This window comes from Geitlerinema calcuttense NRMC-F 0142 (genome assembly GCF_030285425.1).
The window spans coordinates 1-19148 of the sequence record NZ_JASVEJ010000010.1; the positions used below are offsets into that span (position 1 = coordinate 1).

Consider the following 19148-nt stretch of genomic DNA (forward strand, 5'->3'; position numbering starts at 1 on the left):
TGCTGTCGGCGGAGTGGGATCGACAGGAGGAGCCGGGGCCGGAACTGGAGAGGGTGAAGGCGGTGGCGAGACAGGGGTACTAAAGTCATCATTAATAATCGTGCCAATCGCTCGCGAATCCCTGACTACTGCCTCTGTCACATTGCTGAGAACCACAAAGAAAGTTTCGTCAGGTTCGATGCGCGTATCGCCAATAACTGGAACAGCAATTGTTTTCTGAGTTTCTCCTGGCGCGAAGCTCAAAGAACCGCTCACCGCTTGATAATCTTCCCCTGCCCGTGCCGTTCCATCTTCTGTGGTATAGTTCAGCGTGACTGGGACGATACCTGGGCGATCGAGTTGGACGGTAAATATAGCATTCGTCGTGCCAGCATTTCCTTCGGGAACGGCCACATCCCCAATTCTCACCGCCGGCAAATCATCATCCAGAATAGTACCAACCGCTTGATTCGTCGTAATTGTGCCGCGCGCCGCCCCTGTTAAGCGGACAAAGAACCTTTCTGTGGGTTCAATGACATTATCAGCAATCACAGGTACTGTAACCGTTTTTTCCGTTTCTCCGGGGGCAAACGTGAGCGTTCCAGAGGTGGCTTGGTAGTCTTGTCCCGCCCTCGCCGTATCATCAGCCGTTGTATAAGTCACCGTGACAGGAACAATCGTTGGCGTTGAAAGCCGCACCACAAAGTTAAAATCTGTTGTGCCATTAGTGCCTTCTAGTTGCGTTACTCCTTGAATATCAATCCCTGGGACTGGAATTAAAAAGTTACCAAAGTTGGCATTTTGCTCTACCTCGCCCGGTTCTAGGGTAATCCGATAAGGTTCATCTTGATCGAGACCGGGATTTTCAGCCGGGAACGTTTGGATATAGCCTTCAGGGACAATCTCTCGAACCACATAATCGCCAGCCACCAGATTATCAAACGTATAACGTCCTGATGCATCAGTGACAGCCACTCGTTCGCCTTCATCTAAAATGCCATCATCATTGAGGTCTAGGAAGATGGTGACGCCTGCTAATCCGGGTTCTCCAGGATCGCGGCGTTGGTTGTTATTGAGATCGTCCCACTTAATCCCCGAAATTAAGAGATCGTCGTCAATAATCGTTGCAGTTCCTCGACCTTCATTGGCTAAGGCTGCTCCTGAAGCATTGCTGAGTTGGAGAAAGAAAGTTTCATTCACTTCGGGTACAGTATCGCCAATTACTTGTACCGTGACTTGTTTTTCAGTCTCGCCGGGAGCAAACGTGAGGCTACCCGTAACTGGCGTGAAATCAGTCCCGGCTGTAGCTGTCCCGGCAACGGTTGTGTAATTAACGGTTACGGGTAAATCTCCAGGCGTTAAACTTACGGTAAAAACGGCATTGCGAGTTCCTGTGTCTCCTTCTGTCACTGTGAGATTGCTAACCGAGAGAAAGAGTTGATCGTCCTCAAGAATCGTGACGGTGGCTTGTTCGTTCCCTAAAACTGCATTGCCAGATGGGTTGGATAGCTGAACGAAGAATGTTTCGTTCATTTCCACCACTGTATCGCCAATCACGGGGACGCGGATGGTTTGGGTATCTTGGTTGGGTGCGAAGGTAAGCGTCCCGCTGACGGCCTCGTAATCTTCTCCAGCGGTTGCAGTTCCATCGGAGGTTGAATAGGTGACGGTGACGGCTTGATTAATCGGTTGGGAGAGGCGAACGGTGACTAAAGCATCAGTGGTTCCCGTGTCGCCTTCAGTGATGGAGGCGTTCTGGATAAAAATTTGTAATTCATCGTCGTCAATAATTGTGCCGCTGCCTTGAGCAACGCCAATCGTAGCGCCTTCTGAGGGACTCAGGAGTTGTACGTCAAAGGTGCGTTCTGGGTCAGCATCGACAATATTGTTACCGAAGACTGGAACAGTGACGGTTCGTGAAGTTTCGGTTGAACCGAAGACTAAGGTGCGGGTAATAGCTCGATAATCTTCTGGAGAAACGGCGGTGACATCGTTGGTTTGAAACACTACCGAGACGACATCTGTACTGGTGCGGTCTAGGGAAACTGTAAATACGGCATTGGTGACATCGCCTAAATCTCCTTCAGTTACAGTGACGCTATTGATCCGAAACGTATCAAACACGGACTGATAGGCGTGCATGAGTTTGGGTTCAAAGGCTAGGGGCGATTCAATTGAGCCGGTTTGAACTTCCAGTATCCAATCGCCTCCTAAGTTAGCATTGCCAGTGCGGTTAATGGAGGCGGCGACATCTGCACCCGTGAGTTGACTGAGTTGTTGAATAAAGTTTAATCCGACTGTTCCGGCTGCAACATCGCACCCATACAGGAGAATATCAGCCCCTGTCATTAAGGCATTTTTCCAAGAGGCGATCGCGCTTTGGTAGGCGTTTAAACTTGCTCCATCTAGCAGCGTATTGCCCAATTGCAGGCTTCCCGGTTGCCCAAAGGAAACGATATGAACGCTACTAACGTTTGTTCGTCCGGCTAACACCTGACTCATTTGGGCAACCCCATCCTGTTGAGCATCCAGAACCACCACTTCGGCCCCCGGTGCGACGCCGGAAACCAAATGGGCGACATCGCTAACGGCGGCGTCAATGAAAACGATCGCCTGTCCGGGTTGAGTGCTAAAATCAACCCCCGGCATCGATTCCTCAGCTTGCCAGTTTGGGGCATCTACGACTGGGGGTAGCGAAAACGGAGAATGGGAAAGGGTGGGTAAAAGAAAATTTTCTGGATCGCCTAGACTCTTTAAATCAAAAACGGGACTTGGGATTTCCTCCATTCCCCCTAGATTAGGATGATAGGAAGAAGTTGATGGGAGATCTAGTCCACCTACCTGAAATTGAGGATTCTGATTTAGAGGCGAGGGGGAATTGAGATCGACTGACTCGCTCAAGGTCACTGTCTTTGCTCCTCACAGCACGTTGATTGGGTCAGGTAATAGTGAGATTGGTTGTGGTGATGATTGCCCCTGACCTTAGCAAGCAACCACTCAACAGGGATAAGAAACGACGCAACAGTGCTTATTTGCTTTAATTTTTATAACTTATCCTGTTTGTCGGCCATTGCTTCAAATTTGAGAATTGTTGCGCTCCTCGCACGCGATCGCGCTTACCCTCGTTCTAGGGAAGATAAAGCAATTTCCGCTTGAAGAAAGTCTACAAATTGGCGGGCCGTTCGTCCAGAGCGACCATTGTGACGGGTTGCCCATTGCAAGGCGCGATCGCGAATATCCTCCCAAGATAGATCGAGGGCGGCTAACTGAGCCAAATGGCGGACAATTTCTAGATAGGTGTCTTGATTGGCGCTTTCAAAGGTCAGCGTTAAGCCAAAGCGATCGCTAAACGAGAGTTTTTCTTGTACTGTATCCCAAGCATTCACTTCTTCAGCATTGCTGGGACGAGGGCGATCGCTAAAAAACTCGCGAATCAAGTGGCGACGGTTAGAAGTGGCATAGACTACCATATTTTGGGGGCGTGCCGTCAAGTTCCCTTCTAACACCACCTTGAGCGACTTAAACGCATCATCATCCTCTTCAAACGATAAATCGTCTACAAAGATAATAAACTTCTGAGGCAGACTTCGCAGGCGCTCTACAATTTCTGGCAGGTGGGTTAACTCCGACTTGCCCACTTCAATTAAGCGAAGATCCGGGTATCGATGCAACAATCCCTTCACTAAAGACGATTTTCCGCTGCCTCGACTCCCGTAAAGCAGAACATGCAACGCCGGGTAGCCTGCCAATAAAAATTCTGTATTTTTGAGTAAAGCCTCTCGTTGGGCATCATATCCAGCCAATTCTTCTAACTGAATTGGATCGGGAACTGCAATCCCGATCAGTTGTCCTGTAGAGTAACGAAAGGCGCGGAACCGAGCAAACAATCCCACCCCATGTTGGCGATAATACTGAGCTAAATCGGGAAGAGCCTTAGCCCAATTATTGCTCTGTTGCAAAAAATGGGGCGCTTGAGCCTCTACAACCCAGACAGTCGGCATTTTAGGCAATTCAGCCACTTGCTGCACCCATTGAGCCAGTAATTGACAATCGCAGTTGTAGATATCTTGTAGCACCTGTAAGTCAGACTGAGCCGCCTTAACAAGCGCTAGAGGTAGGGTTGCTAAGTCTTGATGTTGGGCTTGCTGGGTAAACGGATTCTCCGATTGTAGAATCTGTTGAATCAAAAAATCGGGCCAAGTTTGTCCGGTTTGAGCGATCGCGCTAAACCAATTCCCATAGGCTTGCAAGCAATGATTGATATTAATCTCAACCTGAGTCAAGGTATTGAGGAGATGAAGAAACGCTTGACTTGCAGGGTTGCGCCAAACATCTTGGTAGAGTAACAAAGAGGCAGCTTGGCGTTGCAGGGTTTGAATATTCGCGATCGCGGTACTGTCAAGTTTAGGCATAATTGCCATTTTAGAGCGTCCGAGGACACTTCGATCGCTCAAAATTCGCTTTCACTAACACCACGAGCGATCGCGCTTTTTCTTAGACTAGGAAAAGCATCTTTTCATCTTAATTTTCAGCTAATGAACCCAACTGCCCAAACCATCACTGAAATTGACCAACAATTATCCAAACGAGAGATCGAACTCGATCCAGGCGGCTATTTCATTATTTACTTAGATCGAGAGGCAAAACTGATTTGTGCCAAGCACTATACCAACGTCATTAACGATCGCGGTTTAGCCGTCGATCCCGAAACCGGAGAAGTCATTCCCGCACGCGGAAAAGTTAACCGCACCGCCGAAACCCTATTTACCGGGCAAACAGCCAAAGAATTGTGCGTCAAGATTTTCGAGCAAACTCAACCCTCGCCTGTCACCTTACTCGATCATGCGGCTTATTTAGGGCGAGAATTGGTCAGAGCCGAGATGGCTCTGATTCATGCTCAAGAGTACGTGCAAGATTAACTATTTGGCATAAAAAAGATAGTAAGTCGCCATTGGGATAACCGTTGCCGCAACCAACAAAGCCACCACCCAAACGATCGCATTGCTTTCTTTCGTTTCTTCTGGGGTGGCGAACGTGCCTTCAACCTTCACCCGATCTGCCACCACTGGCGGGCCGGGATCGGGCTGACCAGATAGCACTAAGCTGAGGCGATCGCTAGCATCTAATAGGGCTTGATTGTACTTATCTCCCTCGCGCAGGGGAACTTGCAGGGTTTCTGAAGCAACGCTTTGAGCAATCTCTTCAGACAAGACTGTCTTTACCTTTTCCCCCGTGCGAATGGCCGAGTTATTCGTAACCACGTCCAAAACTAACAGAGTTTGATTGGCTTGGGCTTCAGGCGTGGGAAACCACTTTTGAAACAATTGATCGGCAAAGGTTTCAATGGTTTCCCCATAGTCGAGGCGACGAATCGTCACAAACCGCACCTCTTGACCCGTTTCTTGGGCCAATTGTTCGACTTGCTCGCTAATTTTACCTTCATTGAGGCGGCTAATTTTATCGCCATCATCAATCACCCAAGTGGGTTCGCCCGGATTAACTTGCGGAATTTGATAAACTCCAGTAGCGCTTGCCGGGAGTGCAAACCCTCCCCAGAGCCATGCTCCCAATAGCAGCGGCAGAATGTAATAGGACAAGTATCGGTGTAATCGTTGCATAAGCTTTATTTGAGATGATAAAAATCCTACTGACAGATTATCGCTTTTGGGGGATGGAAGGGAGCGATTCGCGCGGGTTCTTCCGGACTATTCTATTGAGGGAGTTCGTTTTAACCTAGATTGAGCAAAATGACGCTAATTTTAACTAACGACGATGGCATTGATGCCCCCGGAATTCAGGCTTTACAACAAGCAGTTTCCCAAAAAGCGGCAATTGTAGCGCCTTTGGGTCATTATTCTGGCTGCGGACATCAAGTCACCACCACTCGACCCATTGCCGTAGAAAAACGCTCTCCCAGCGCCTACGGCATTCAGGGAACGCCCGCCGACTGCACGCGCCTGGCCTTAACTCAGTTGTTCCCCGATGCTCAATGCGTGCTATCCGGGATTAATGCGGGAGGGAATTTAGGCGTTGATGTCTATATCTCAGGAACCGTCGCCGCCGTGCGCGAAGCCGCACTGTTAGGCGTACCGGGAATCGCTATTTCTCACTACATCAAAAAAGGTTTGCCGATTGATTGGGAGTTTGCCGCCCAACTCACCGCCGGAATTTTAGCAGAATTACTAAGTCAGCCGTGGGAGCCAGGAACCTTCTGGAATGTGAATTTGCCCCATTTAGCACCCGATGCCGATTCTCCGGAACTGGTTTTTTGTCAGCCCTGCAAGCAGCCGTTGCCGGTGAATTACCGCGTTGAGGGCAATGATTACTATTATGTGGGGAAATATAGCGATCGCGCTTTGACCCCCGGATCGGATGTCGAGGTTTGCTTTTCAGGTAACGTGGCCATTACCCCAATTAAAAGCTTTAATCCTGCTTAAGTTGGACTAACGCTTGCGTGATGTTCTCTTTTCTACGGGACTGACGGGGCTCGAACCCGCAACTTCCGCCGTGACAGGGCGGTGCTCTAACCAATTGAACTACAGTCCCATTTTTGACGCATCTCCCATTGTGCTGCCTTTTTCAGGCTTTGTCAACCCCTTTGCCAAAACTTTTTTGGAGATGGGGTGAGTGAATGGGCGTTCATCTCGCTGACAAACCGTATTGTAATATACATTGCCCCGTTTAGTAAACCTCAATAATGACCGAAAAACGAATTTTCTTGTGCCAATGGCGCAGCGTTAAACTGAAGGTGCTATGCCTATAGACCTTCCCACCCGGTCTAAGCCCGATGATTCATCTCCAACTGCCCCTAACGATCCGCGATGCCACCGAAAGCGATTTACCCAGAATCGTCGAGATTTATAACGCCGCCGTTCCAGGGCGTTTGGCAACAGCAGACCTCGAACCGATTTCTGTAGACAGTCGCCAAGCCTGGTATAACATTCACCATCCCCAAACCCGTCCCCTGTGGGTTGCTCAAGTCCGAGAGCAAATTATCGGGTGGCTGAGTTTCCAAGATTTTTATGGTCGTCCGGCTTACAAAGCCACCGCTGAACTTAGTATTTACATTGCACCGGAACATCGAGGCTGTGGCGTGGGACATCAACTGTTGCACCATGCCATTCAAGCAAGTCCCTCGTTAGACTTAGAAACGCTGTTAGCGTTCGTATTTGCCCACAATCAGCCCAGTTTGCGCCTGTTTGAGAAATTCGGCTTTCAACGCTGGGGGTATTTGCCCAAGGTTGCGGATTTAGATGGAATTCAGCGAGATTTAGCGATTTTAGGCTTATCGCTAGTTAAACGCGATTCAGCTTGCGTTTCGCGAGGATAACCATTAAAGCCAATCCGGCGATCGCGCTAGGTTCTGGAACCGACTGGGGAGGCTGAAATACTTCTTGTTCAGGTTCCAAATCCAACGCACTCACCAGTTGAGGATCGACAAGGCGGGTACCGTCTGTTTTAGGGGCGAGGGCAAAATTGCCCGTATAGTCCCACAGCGTCCAACCCATATTGTATTCTTCCAAAACAGAACGTACATCTTGCGTCCAGGCAAAGCGATCCTCTGGATTCACCCAAAAACGACTAGCACCAAACTCAGTCGCCACTACACGCACCTGATGTTCTTGAGTCCAAGCAGCCAAGGTAGCAATCCGCGCTTTAATTTTGTCGCGATCCCACTCCTCTTGGCAATAGCCATAGGCTAAATCTACCGCCTTTTGCAGGCTAATCTGGCTTAAAACCTGCTCGCAATCATCATCATCCACGCCATAGGGTAAGTTTCTGATATAACTCAAGTGTTCGTGAACCCAATCTGTGCCTTGATGGGTAAAAACGATCGGTTCGTAGAAATGCAAGCTATAAATGACATTCGGATCGGCAATTGGCGTCAGTTGCAGCAACCCCTCAATATTATTCCAGTCATGACCCGTTGCCAGAATAGTATGCTGAGGCGCATAGGCGCGAATGCTGTCAATTAACTGATTTTGTACCCAATCCCAACGTTCTACCGGGTTTTCGGGAAGATACCAGTTAAAGGAAGGTTCGTTAAGCACTTCCAAAAATAGGCGTTCTGGATCGAAATGGCTGAGGTGTTGAGCAAAACTTCCCCAAAATTGCGAAATTTGGGCCACAAAGCCATCGTCCTTGGCGAGACGCTCTTTAAACGAACTGTTCGGGTGTAAGTCAACGATAACGGCAAGGTCATTATCTAAAATCAAGTTTAAAGCTCGGTCGAGATGCTGTAAGTAATGGGCGTTGAGATCGCTAGGATTGCCTTGATTTAAAAATAAGACCGGATCGACGGGCAAGCGGACATGATTGAAGCCTAAGCTTTTGATGGTGGCGAGATCGGTTTGGGTAATAAAGCTATTGAGTCGCGCATCGCTGTAATTGGAACTTTGGGCAAACCAGTGACTGAGATTAATCCCATTGGTTAACTGCATCAAACGGGTATCGAGATCGAGAAGATGATTAATGTCTGTGGCGGTGAATTGGGGAGGGGGGGTGTCATTGGCAACAGCCGAGGGCAAATGAATGACTGAAGCCACCGTACAGCAAGACAGTGTTAAACTTAACAGGCTTGTGAATATTTGTTTCATACCCAGTCTCAAGTGAAAAATTTGAATTTGTTGATACTTCGGGTGCGTCGTTGCGATGAGTACCAACAGCAACCCCTGGCGGCTAATTCCGTAGTTTCACTGCATTGATATAGCAAAAGCGTGTGGAGTCTAAAAAACCGTTAGGTTAATCTTGACTCGCAGTTCAGCTTGCCCTCAGCGTTATGGCGATCGCTAGGTTAATTTTCGTTTCAGTATTTTTGCAGTTCAACGTCTCTCAATCGTTACACAAGAACTTAAAAGCTGCGGAAAATACCCAGAAGCTTTACTGAAATCTAACGTTAGCTTTACCGAAATTAAATATTTTGACGCTACCCTAGTTAGCTCTCAGTTCAGTATTTTTATGGAGTAAGGCGATCGCCCCTAGAAAAGTGGGTGGGCAAAAAATACTGTACCAGCCACTCTTTCACCCGATGGGTAGCCAAGCAGTCATCCTGGTTGTAGCGAACGATCGCCTCTAGATATTGAGGATTGCCCGTTTTCAGCCAGCGATCGTACCAGTAAATACACTGAGCGCCATTGGCCCGACTATCTTGCCACTCAAACCCCATCCACCGGGCGATCGCCTTCAGCGCGTAGCCTTCAACCGGGAGAATTGCCAAGCGCGTCACCCGTTCGTGAATATCCACAAACCGCTTCAGTACAGGTTCCCAGCGCTGTCTGGGCGTAGAGTAGCGTTTGGCGAGCTGGCGAGTCGCTTTTACCTCATAATCGCAGAAATGGAAAATCGGCGCATCGGGATAGGATTCCACCAACTCTAGAAACTGCTGCCAAATTTGGGCTTCTGCATCGGGATGAGGGGCGAGGAAGGGGTGAAACACCTGAGTTTGCGATCGCCGATCGACCACCAACACGCCCAGGAGATAGTCTAGATTCAGTTCCGGTTCTGCCTCAATATCAAAATAGAGTTCCACCGCAGACACGGGTAAATCATTGGGGAGGGGTTGAGATTTGGCGATCGCCTGATTTTGGATAACCGCCTGAGCTTGCACCACCAACTGAGCCGCCACCTCTGGCTCAATTTCCCCTTCTAGGTGCTGAGGATGGCTTTGGGCTAACAACTCCACCGTCGTCACCCCCAACGCTTGCAAACTTTGGTAGCGAGTCGGCGTTACCCCTGCAATTAAAGACAAATGATTTTGCGACTGCGCCACCTGCTTGCAGCTACTCAACCAGTTGCAAAGATTGCAGCGCTGGCGGCTAATAAACACCTCTGGCTCTAAGCGAGCGTCTAGCATTTCCAAACAATCGTGCAGACGCGCTTCAAGCTGAGGCAACACCTTATGCAAATTCACCGAGTAGAAACGATTATCCCGCAATTCTAGCCCGGCCACCTGCGGCATCGTGCCTTGAACCGAGAGCAGGAGAAACGCATGAAATGCAGCAATAATCTGATAATCAAACTTAGGACGCTTTCCCAAACGGACAATCGTGGGAACGTAAAGCCAGTCGCCAAACTCCGACTCTCCGGGACATTTAATTAATAAATCGGGTACGCCCAACAAAGAAATGCCAGACGAGGCTTGCGTGGGAACCAGGAGAACCCCGCGATGAATGCAACTCACGCCTTGACGCATCATTTCTCGCGTGGCTTCTGCTCCCGCCTGCCAATCTGAGGAGGAGTAAATGGGCGATTGGTAATCATAGTCTGCTAAAACCTGATGTTGGTGAGCAGCGCTATCTTGTAACAGTTTCCCCAAATAATCGCTTTGAGGATCTTGCTGAGTGCGATCGCCATAAACCTCAAGGAAGGCTCGGCGGTTGCACCGTTGGAAGTAAAACAGAAGTTCGGCAGTCAACAGCATGATTCTTTAAGGCTAACAGGAAATTCGTTGCGGTCATTACTGATTTGCAGTTGACGCTTTCCAGGGCATCCTGTTAATAGGGTTGAACATAAAGACTGGGAACGCCAAGTCTTTACACCATGAAAGACGGCAGGCTCCGCATAAATCCTGAGTTTAGCTCAATTCAGTGGGTGCATCTTCACAACAACTTTGAATCGGTAGAACTTGACGTTCTACTGCACCTGTCGTGCATTGGGACTTCCAGTCAACCTTTGCTATCGACCAACCGACCGTATCGGTAACAACTATGTCTTCAGAATCTCCGCTTCATTTTCCCAAGCGTCGCCTTGCTGCCTTATACATTGCAGCACTCGGCGCGATCGCTATTTTATCGTTATTAGGACATGCCTGGATCGAGCGATCGCTCAACCAACAACTGTACAGCACCCAAACCCTGAGTCTGGTCAGTCGCCAGTTAACCTTGGGAGAGAAACTCACCAAAAGCGCGATCGCCCTCCAGCACGCCAGCACCCCCGAACTTCGTCAAGCCTACCGCGCCGAACTGGAAACCACCTTTACCCTGTGGAGAGACACGCACCAAACCTTACAAACCGGAGATCCGCAACAGCATCTTCCGCCTCCCCTCACCCCGGAAATTCGCCGCCAATGGGAAGCGATCGCCCCTAGCTATCAAACCCTGCTTCAAGCCACCCAAGAGATTTTAGAAACCCCCTCCAACGCCAATCTGGGTAGCCGCGTGCAAACCTTGCTGGCTCATGAAGCCGACTTTAACGCCCGCATGGAAGCGATCGCCAGCCAGTACCACCAAGCCGCCAGCCAACACCTGGGCGAAGTTCAACAAATTCAGCGCAATCTCCTCTATGCAATTCTCGCCCTCTTATTCCTGGAAGGATTATTAATCTTTGCCCCAACCCTTTGGCAACTGCGCCGCCATATCGCCGCCCTTAAACAAGCCGAAAGCCACAACGCCAGCATCGCCAAAGAACTGAAGCGCAAAAACACCGCCCTCGACTTAGCCTTACAAGAAGCGCAGTCTGCAACCCGCCTCAAATCCGAATTTCTCGCCAACATGAGCCATGAAATTCGCACCCCCATGAATGGCGTGATTGGGATGACGGGGTTACTCTTGGATACCGAACTCGACGAGGAGCAACTCGAATACGTCGAAACCATCCGCACCTGTAGCAACTCGCTACTCACCATCGTTAACGATATTCTCGACTTCTCTAAAATTGAAGCCGGCAAACTGGAACTGGAAACCCAACCGTTTAACCTGTACGATTGCGTGGAAGACTCGCTCGATTTACTGGTGGCTCAAGCCGCAGACAAGGACCTTAACCTCGCCTATCTGATTCCCCCAGGAACGCCTCCGACACTGATTGGAGATATCACCCGCCTCAGACAGATTTTGGTGAACTTAGCGGGAAATGCCGTTAAATTTACTGCCCAAGGTGAAGTTGTCGTTTCGGTGAATGCTCGTCCGTTGCATCTAGCGAAAAACGGTCAACCTCAAGAGGAGGGCGCAGGCTGGTATGAAGTCCATTTTGCTGTAAAAGATACCGGAATTGGCATTCCCGAAGACCGCAAAGACCGATTGTTTCAATCGTTTTCTCAGGTTGATGCGTCTACTACGCGCCACTATGGCGGAACCGGGTTAGGGTTAGCGATCAGTCGGCGTCTGAGCGAATTAATGGGCGGGAAGATGTGGGTAGAAAGTGTAGAAGGTCAAGGCTCAACCTTCCATTTTACGATTGTGGCTGAGTCTGCGGAGAGTCCCCAACCGGCTTATTTGAGCGATCGCGTTCCTCAACTGCAAGGCAGACAACTTTTAGCGATCGCCGCCAACCTCACCAACCAACAAATTATCCGCCAGTACGCCCAGCAATGGGGAATGAGCGTGCAAGCCCTAGAAAGCTATAGCGCGGCGCTGGTGTGGTTAGAACAAGGAAATACCTGCGATGTGGCGATCGTGGATGCTGAAATTCTAGAGTCTCAAGCCATTGTGCCGAGCGATTGTCCCTTCGCGATCGCGGTGCTGACCTATTTAGGACAAAGCCTCGATGCTCGCCGGGAACGCTGTACAAATCGCGATTCAGAGTGGGCGGCGTATTTAACCAAACCCCTGAAACCCAAACAGCTTTATGAAACGCTTACCGATCTGTGCGTTGCGACCGAACCTGCGGGTGCTAGGAGTCGCCCCAGTCTGCCCACCTCTCCGTTTGACGCCAGCGATCGCCCTTTAAAGATCCTCCTAGCTGAAGATAGCGTGGTCAACCAACGGATGGTCTTGCAACTTCTCCAAGGTTTGGGCTACCGCGCCGATGTGGTGGGGAATGGCTTGGAAGTCTTAGAAGCCTTATGTCGCCAGCCTTACGATTTGGTGCTAATGGATATCCAAATGCCGGAGATGGACGGGTTTCAAGCAACAGAGTGCATTGTCAACTCTTGGCCGCTGAACGCCGCCTCGGCTGAATGCGGCGGACTGTCCCCCCATCCGCGCTTAAAACCCCATCCGGCCCCCTCGCGCCCTCGGATTGTTGCCATGTATGCCAGCGCCTTAGAACGCGACTTGCAACGCTGTCTCGCGGCCGGAATGGATGACTATTTGAGCAAACCCGTCCGGTTAGAAGCCCTGCAAGCCGTGCTAGAACGCTGTTTAGCAAAACCGACTTTGATCGGAAATTGCTAGGGAGGGTTAGCTGATGCTGAGTTGTTCGCTATTGACTTGAGTACAGCCTTTTTCGGATTTAGCGATCGCGATCGCTCGATCCAACTCAGAACGCCCTTTCACTTGGCCTTTGAGAACAACGGTTCCCCCGGTTTGAGCCACCCACACCGAATTCAACCCGGCCGTTCTTAGGCTGCGTTCGACCCGTTGCGCCAATCCACTTTCATGATATTGCCCATCGGTGCCAATTCTCTCTGGAGGAATGTTGGGAGACTGTACCGATTGGGAGATAATGGGCGTTTGTTGGCGATCGACTAAACTATTGGCGCGCACCACTAAACTTTTAGCCACCGTTTGAATGCCCGTATGCTCGAAGTAGTTGGTGGTTTGATCTAAAAAGGCGGCTACAAAATCTAATTTGTCATCCGCAAACTGAATCGTATTGCCTAAGTGGCTGATAATCGACTGGGGTGTCACCCCCGTACGCGCGACAAAACCGTTCATCCAACCTTGAACGGCATTCAGACTCTCGCGCACAAAACCCAGTTTGCTGGCGTTATTTTCTCCAGGGATAAAGCTGCTGACGGCTGCAAAAGCCGGGTTCTGTTCGAGAACGGAGCCATTGTCATTATCAATGACGCTGTGAATCTTACTTAAGAAATTGGGGCCGAGGGGCAAGACGGCATCAATGCAGACTAAAGCCGCCATCCGCATTAAAGCCGCATCTTGGTAATTTTGCGATAGGGCATTGGCAAATTGGCTGGGGTTGGGGGAAATGCCATTGAGTCTGGAGAAAGCCAGCAGTTCAACGGCTATTTTTAAACCCAGATCGACGGATTGCAAGACATCGGCTTTTGGGGTGAGTTGGTTGAGAACGGAGAGAAAACCAATTTTTTCGCCCACCTTATTCGCCATTGCTGCGGTTCCCAAAGCAATATCGGCTTTATCGATAGTTTGGTAGAGGCGCACCGCAAATTGATAGGGTTCTTTGGGGTCTTGATACAATAGCGTCGCGCGATCGCGGATTTGCTGAATGCGCCCCGGATCGGTTTCTCCTGTCACCGATCGGATCGTGGCATCAAACCCAACAAGATTATTCCACTGACCCGGAACCACAAAATCTAGCGCCCGCAGCACCTTCACGGTAATGTTATCGCTGGGGAGGCGTTCCATTAAGCTGACGATCGATTCACTCATGCGTCACTCTCTCAAGTTGGTGTCTCTCTATTGTCGCTACTGGGTTAGGGGCGATCGCCATTTGTCCAATTTTTCTTAAGCTGTCATCGTTGCAACCGATACAATAGCGATGAACTCAGTTTGTTAATCCCTTCCGTTGAATCTATGGCAGGACACAGTAAGTGGGCGAATATTAAACGTCAAAAAGAACGAGTAGATGCGAAAAAAGGCAAAACCTTTACCAAGATTTCCCGCGAAATTATAGTCGCCGCCCGCAGTGGGGGCGATCCGGCGGGGAATTTTCAGTTGCGAACGGCCATTGAGAAAGCCAAAGCCGCAGGTATCCCCAATGACAATATTGACAGGGCGATCGCTAAAGGGGCAGGCACCTGGGGGGGAGAGGGAAACCAATATGAAGCGATTCGTTACGAAGGTTATGGGCCGGGGGGTGTGGCGATCCTGGTTGAAGCGCTAACCGATAACCGCAACCGCACCGCCGCTGATTTGCGCGCCGCCTTCAGCAAACAAGGCGGAAATTTGGGCGAGACGGGGTGTGTCAGTTGGATGTTCGATCAAAAGGGAGTGGTGCGCGTTGGCGGTTCCCTGGATGAGGAAGCCTTGCTGGAAGCTTCTTTAGAAGGGGGGGCCGAGTCTTACGAGATTTCGGAAGAAGAGGATGGCCCAGTCGCGGAGGTGTTTGCGGAGGTGACGAATCTGCAAACCTCAGCCAAACTTTACAGGATAGTGGGTTTGAGGTGTTGGAGTCTGAGTTGCGCTGGATTCCCAATAATACGGTAGAAGTGACGGATTTTGACCAAGCGCGATCGCTTCTTAAGTTAATTGATGCTTTGGAAGATTTGGATGATGTCCAAAATGTGACGCCGAATTTTGAAATGGCTGATGAAGTGATGTCTCTGAGTATCGCTTAGGGCTGTAGAAGCTGTTGCTTTTGCATTCGGATACCCGCACCGGATCGCCTAGCGGTCGGTGCGGGTTCTTTCGCGTCTGGAAATCGAATTTGAAGTTGAAAAGCGCGATCGCTCTCTCTTCAGGGCTTCACAGCATCTACCCTGCGGGAGATTATGAAAAAAAACGAAGTTCGATTTAATAGAATATACCCTTTCAGGGGTGAGTTCAGACCGGGCCAAATCTGTCCTGGGAGGAACCGTACTCAGCCTAACGGTTGAAAGCGAACTGTTTTTTCTTGAATACGCGGATCGACGGAACCTGCAACGGCCCCAACCCAGCGAGCAACATCACCTATGAAGGGCACCCCAGCCAAACTAGAACCCCAGCAACCCCAAACCGTTCAATTTGCCCTTAGCCAAGCGACCCTCAATCAGATTGAAGCTGAAGCTCGCCGTCAAGGACTTTCAGCCTCCGAGACGCTCGAACATTTAGTTCGCTCTTACTTTGAGCAACAACCCCAGACAGAACTCAGCCAGCAACTCCAGAACGCTCAACAACAAATTTGTCAACAGCAACAAGCTTTGGAAGAACTGCAACTCAGCCAAAGCCTGCAATCTCAAATGGAGCAAGAAAGCTTAAAAACCCAAGCTGAACTTCTAGCACTGCTCGATACCTTATTGACGGCGGCTCCCGTGGGGATGTGCTTTATAGATCCGCAATTGCGCTTTGTTCGGATCAATCCCATGCTGGCGGCGCTGAATGGTTTGCCCAGGGAAGCGCATCTGGGGCAAAAGTTTCCTGAACTTTTCCCAGAAATGGCGGAACGCTTTGGCCCCATTATCGAGCAGGTGCTGTCCACAGGCGAACCCATTCTGAATTTAGAACTTTCAGGGATACCTCCGGGATCGACCGAACCCGGTTATTGGCTGGCGAATTACTACCCCGTGCGCGACGAGCAGGGACAAGTCCTAGGCGTCGGGTTAATTTTAGCCGACATCACCGAACAGCAAAAGGCGCTGCGCGATCGCCAACAGCTAGAACAAGAGTTGCGCCAACGCGAAGCTCACTTTCGCCAGATCTTTGAGTGCAATATGTTAGGGATGGGGTTTTGCAGTCTAGACGGCCCAATTTTACAGGCTAATCATGCCTTTTTGGAGTTAGTGGGCTACACCCAAGAAGAAATTCAAAACTTATCCTGGCAAGAGATTACGCCCCCCGAATACCTCGCTAGAGACAAACAAGCCCTGCAAGAAAGTTTGCGCTTGGGGTATTGCACCCCTTATGAAAAAGAAATTCTGCATAAATCTGGGCGTCGCATCCCGCTGCTGGTTGGGGGGGCGTGCTTAGAGGACTCTCCGAGCCGGGGCGTATTTTACGCGATTGACCAAACCGAGCGCAAGCAAGCTGAACTGGCTCGACGCCAAGCCGAAGAACGCTTGCAGGTGGCGGTGAAAAACTCGCCGATGAATGTATTTAGTCAAGATTGTCAGTTGCGCTATACCTGGATGTACAATCCTAGCTTTGACTATCGCGTCGAGGAGATTTTGGGCAAACGCGATATTGATTTAATCCCTCTAGAAGATGCTCAAGTGCTAGAGAACATCAAGCGCAAAGCGATCGCAACTGGGGTGGGTTGTCGCGAGGAAGTCAAAGTGACGATGGGAGGACGCGACTGGTATTTCGATCTCACCGTTGAGCCGCTCTATGAGGCCAATGGACAGATTAGCGGGATTACCTGTGCCGCAGTGGATGTGAGCGATCGCAAACAACTATTACACCGCGAACAGGCGCTCCGGGCAGAAGCCGATCTGATCCGGCGTCAGCTCACCACCGTATTTGAAACCTCCCCAGTCGGAATGGCGTTTCTCGACCGCCAGCAGCGCTTTGTCACCCTGAACGAAGCCCTGGCCGAAATGAATGGCTTGAGCCGCGAACAGCATTTAGACCGCACCATTGCTGAGTTATTTGGCGAATCCGATCCCAATCTGGTGCAACTATTTGAGCAGATTTACGCGACGGGCGAACCGTTTATTTCGCCTCAACATCCGGTGAGCGTTCCCGGTCGTCAAGACCGCTGTCCCGGTTACTATAACGTTTACTATCTGCCCAATATCACGCGGGAAGGAGAAGTGGAAGGCGTGGTGGTTTATGTGGTGGATGTTACCGCTCGCGTCCGCCTCGAACGAGGACAGCATTTTCTCTCCCAAGCGAGTGCCGTTCTCGCCTCTTCCCTCGACTATCAAACCACCTTAGAACAAGTGGCTCGCCTCGCCGTCCCCAACTTAGCCGACTGGTGCGTCGTCCATGTGGTTGAGGAAAATGGCTCGATTTCTCAATTGGCAGTTGCTCACGTCGATCCGGCAAAAATCGAGTGGGCGAGAACCATTCAACAAAAATATCCCTTGAATCTCGACGAACCGCGAGGCGCGGCTTATACTCTGCGAACTGGGAAATCCGAACTGATCGCAGAGATTCCCGATGAAATCCTCGTAGAGGCGGCTCGCTCTCCCGAACACCTGGAAATGCTGCGACAGGTTGGCTTTCATGCGGTGATGACGGTGGCGATGAAGGCACAGGATCGGATTTTGGGGGTCATTTCTTTTGTCTCTGCTGAGTCCAGACGCCGTTACGATGCAATGGATCTGCGTTTTGCTGAAGAGTTAGCCAGCCGAGCCGCCCTAGCGGTGGATAATGCCCGACTCTACAGCCTCGCCCAACAGCAGCGGGTTTTAGCCGAACAAGCCAATCGGATCAAAGATGAATTTCTGGCCGTGCTTTCCCACGAGTTACGCACCCCCCTCAACCCGATTTTAGGGTGGACGAAATTATTGCGATCGCAACCGTTTCAGCCCGAAAAGGCCGATCGAGCCTTGGAAACGATCGAACGCAATGTCAAGCTGCAAACTCAACTGATTGAAGATTTACTCGATATCTCGCGGATTCTGCAAGGCAAGCTCAACTTGAGCGTTAAACCCGTCAACCTGGTAGCCCTGATTCAGGCGGCGCTGGAAACGGTTCGCCTCTCAGCAGAAACCAAAGGAATTCATCTGCAAACACAGTTAAATCCGGAATTACCCCCCCTGATGGGCGATTCAGGTCGCCTGCAACAGGTGGTTTGGAACTTACTCTCGAATGCGATTAAGTTTACGCCATCGGGTGGGGCAGTGGAGGTGGAGTTAAGCCAAGGGGCAAATTATGCTCAAATTCGCGTCAGCGATACGGGGATTGGGATTCATCCCGATTTTTTGCCCCATGTCTTTGAGTATTTTCGCCAAGCTGATAGCAGTACAACGCGCAGTTTTGGCGGTTTGGGGTTAGGGTTAGCCATTGCTCAACATATTGTAGAGCTACATGGCGGTCAGATTTGGGCGGAAAGTTTGGGTAAAGATCGCGGAGCAACGTTTATGGTGAGATTGCCGATTTGGGTGGATTCAGCTTCCCAAGAACCTGCAAATTTAGCATCCTCTGAAAATGCTGATTCGAGATCTCTATTGGCGGGCGTGCGCGTTCTCGCGGTGGATGATGATGCAGATATGCGAGAGTTGATGTTTTTTATCCTAGAACAGGAAGGCGCAGAAGCGATTGTCACGGGATCGGCAACGGATGTTTTAACGGTGCTGCCTAACGTTCAACCCGATATTTTGATTGCAGATATTGGGATGCCGGATGTGGATGGATATACGTTGCTGCGCCAGATTCGACGCTTGAATGTTGCCCAAGGGGGAGAAGTCCCCGCGATCGCGCTGACGGCCTATGCTGGTGAGTGGGATCGACAACAGGCTCTAGCGGCAGGGTTTCAGATGCATTTAGCTAAACCTGTAGAGCCGGATGCACTGGTGAAAGCGATCGCTAAGGTGTTAAATAACTCAGGTGAAGAGGAGGAATAGGAGCGAAAATTGAGGTTAGTTCAGGTCAATTCAGCTCAATTCAGTTAAATTTAGTGCTTCAGCGCGGTGAAAACGGTGCCAGAATTAACATAAACACCGCAAATCATTG

Annotated in this window: 11 protein-coding genes, 1 tRNA gene and 2 pseudogenes; 6 read left to right on the forward strand and 8 right to left on the reverse strand. The window is 50.2% G+C overall.

Annotated elements, in window-relative coordinates:
- The 3 genes and pseudogenes from QQ055_RS02575 to QQ055_RS02580 all read right to left on the reverse strand — a co-directional run.
- Positions 1-2121, reverse strand: a 2121-nt coding sequence (locus QQ055_RS02575) for a Calx-beta domain-containing protein (RefSeq protein WP_432805991.1), incomplete at its 3' end; no start/stop codon positions are given.
- Positions 2113-2766: pseudogene (locus QQ055_RS10870) on the reverse strand (DUF4347 domain-containing protein); the annotation flags it as partial. The pseudogene QQ055_RS10870 and the gene QQ055_RS02575, both read right to left, overlap by 9 nt.
- Before the next feature lie 329 nt (positions 2767-3095).
- Positions 3096-4391: an ATP-binding protein gene (locus QQ055_RS02580; protein WP_286004202.1), complete on the reverse strand. Its 1296-nt coding sequence runs from the start codon at positions 4389-4391 to the stop codon at positions 3096-3098.
- A 123-nt stretch (positions 4392-4514) separates the two neighbouring features.
- Here QQ055_RS02580 and QQ055_RS02585 point away from each other — a divergent pair, with 123 nt between their 5' ends.
- Positions 4515-4898 carry a DUF4346 domain-containing protein gene (locus QQ055_RS02585; protein ID WP_283360953.1) on the forward strand — a complete coding sequence of 128 codons (384 nt, stop codon included), beginning with the start codon at positions 4515-4517 and terminating at the stop codon, positions 4896-4898.
- Here QQ055_RS02585 and psb32 read toward each other — a convergent pair whose 3' ends face one another.
- Positions 4899-5597, reverse strand: a complete 699-nt coding sequence (gene psb32 / locus QQ055_RS02590) for a photosystem II repair protein Psb32 (RefSeq protein WP_283360952.1) — start codon at positions 5595-5597, stop codon at positions 4899-4901.
- Positions 5598-5726: 129 nt separating this feature from the next.
- Between psb32 and surE the strand changes: the two genes are divergently transcribed.
- Positions 5727-6416 (forward strand): 5'/3'-nucleotidase SurE, encoded by a 690-nt coding sequence (surE, locus tag QQ055_RS02595; protein ID WP_286004203.1) that lies wholly within the window; start codon positions 5727-5729, stop codon positions 6414-6416.
- Positions 6417-6451: 35 nt separating this feature from the next.
- Here the strand turns inward: surE and QQ055_RS02600 are convergent.
- Positions 6452-6525, reverse strand: a tRNA-Asp gene (locus QQ055_RS02600).
- 241 nt (positions 6526-6766) lie between these two features.
- Here QQ055_RS02600 and QQ055_RS02605 point away from each other — a divergent pair.
- Positions 6767-7309 (forward strand): GNAT family N-acetyltransferase, encoded by a 543-nt coding sequence (locus QQ055_RS02605; RefSeq protein ID WP_286004204.1) that lies wholly within the window; start codon positions 6767-6769, stop codon positions 7307-7309.
- On the opposite strand, the gene QQ055_RS02610 is transcribed toward QQ055_RS02605, so the two are convergent.
- Both QQ055_RS02610 and QQ055_RS02615 read right to left on the reverse strand, forming a co-directional pair.
- Positions 7275-8576 carry a glycoside hydrolase family 5 protein gene (locus QQ055_RS02610; protein ID WP_286004205.1) on the reverse strand — a complete coding sequence of 434 codons (1302 nt, stop codon included), beginning with the start codon at positions 8574-8576 and terminating at the stop codon, positions 7275-7277. The genes QQ055_RS02605 and QQ055_RS02610 overlap by 35 nt on opposite strands.
- 359 nt (positions 8577-8935) lie before the next feature.
- Positions 8936-10399 carry a TM0106 family RecB-like putative nuclease gene (locus tag QQ055_RS02615; RefSeq protein ID WP_284475272.1) on the reverse strand — a complete coding sequence of 488 codons (1464 nt, stop codon included), beginning with the start codon at positions 10397-10399 and terminating at the stop codon, positions 8936-8938.
- Positions 10400-10685: 286 nt separating this feature from the next.
- On the opposite strand from QQ055_RS02615, the gene QQ055_RS02620 reads away from it, so the two are divergent.
- Positions 10686-13088 carry an ATP-binding protein gene (locus QQ055_RS02620; RefSeq protein WP_284475273.1) on the forward strand — a complete coding sequence of 801 codons (2403 nt, stop codon included), beginning with the start codon at positions 10686-10688 and terminating at the stop codon, positions 13086-13088.
- A gap of 6 nt (positions 13089-13094) precedes the next feature.
- Here QQ055_RS02620 and QQ055_RS02625 read toward each other — a convergent pair whose 3' ends face one another.
- Complete coding sequence (locus QQ055_RS02625; RefSeq protein WP_284475274.1) at positions 13095-14264, reverse strand: BON domain-containing protein; 1170 nt, start codon at positions 14262-14264, stop codon at positions 13095-13097.
- A 144-nt stretch (positions 14265-14408) separates the two neighbouring features.
- Here QQ055_RS02625 and QQ055_RS02630 point away from each other — a divergent pair.
- A pseudogene (locus tag QQ055_RS02630) lies at positions 14409-15172 on the forward strand (YebC/PmpR family DNA-binding transcriptional regulator).
- Positions 15173-15505: 333 nt separating this feature from the next.
- Positions 15506-19039, forward strand: coding sequence for a PAS domain-containing protein (locus QQ055_RS02635; RefSeq protein WP_284475275.1), 3534 nt, complete (start codon positions 15506-15508; stop codon positions 19037-19039).
- The last annotated feature ends 109 nt before the right edge of the window (positions 19040-19148 follow it).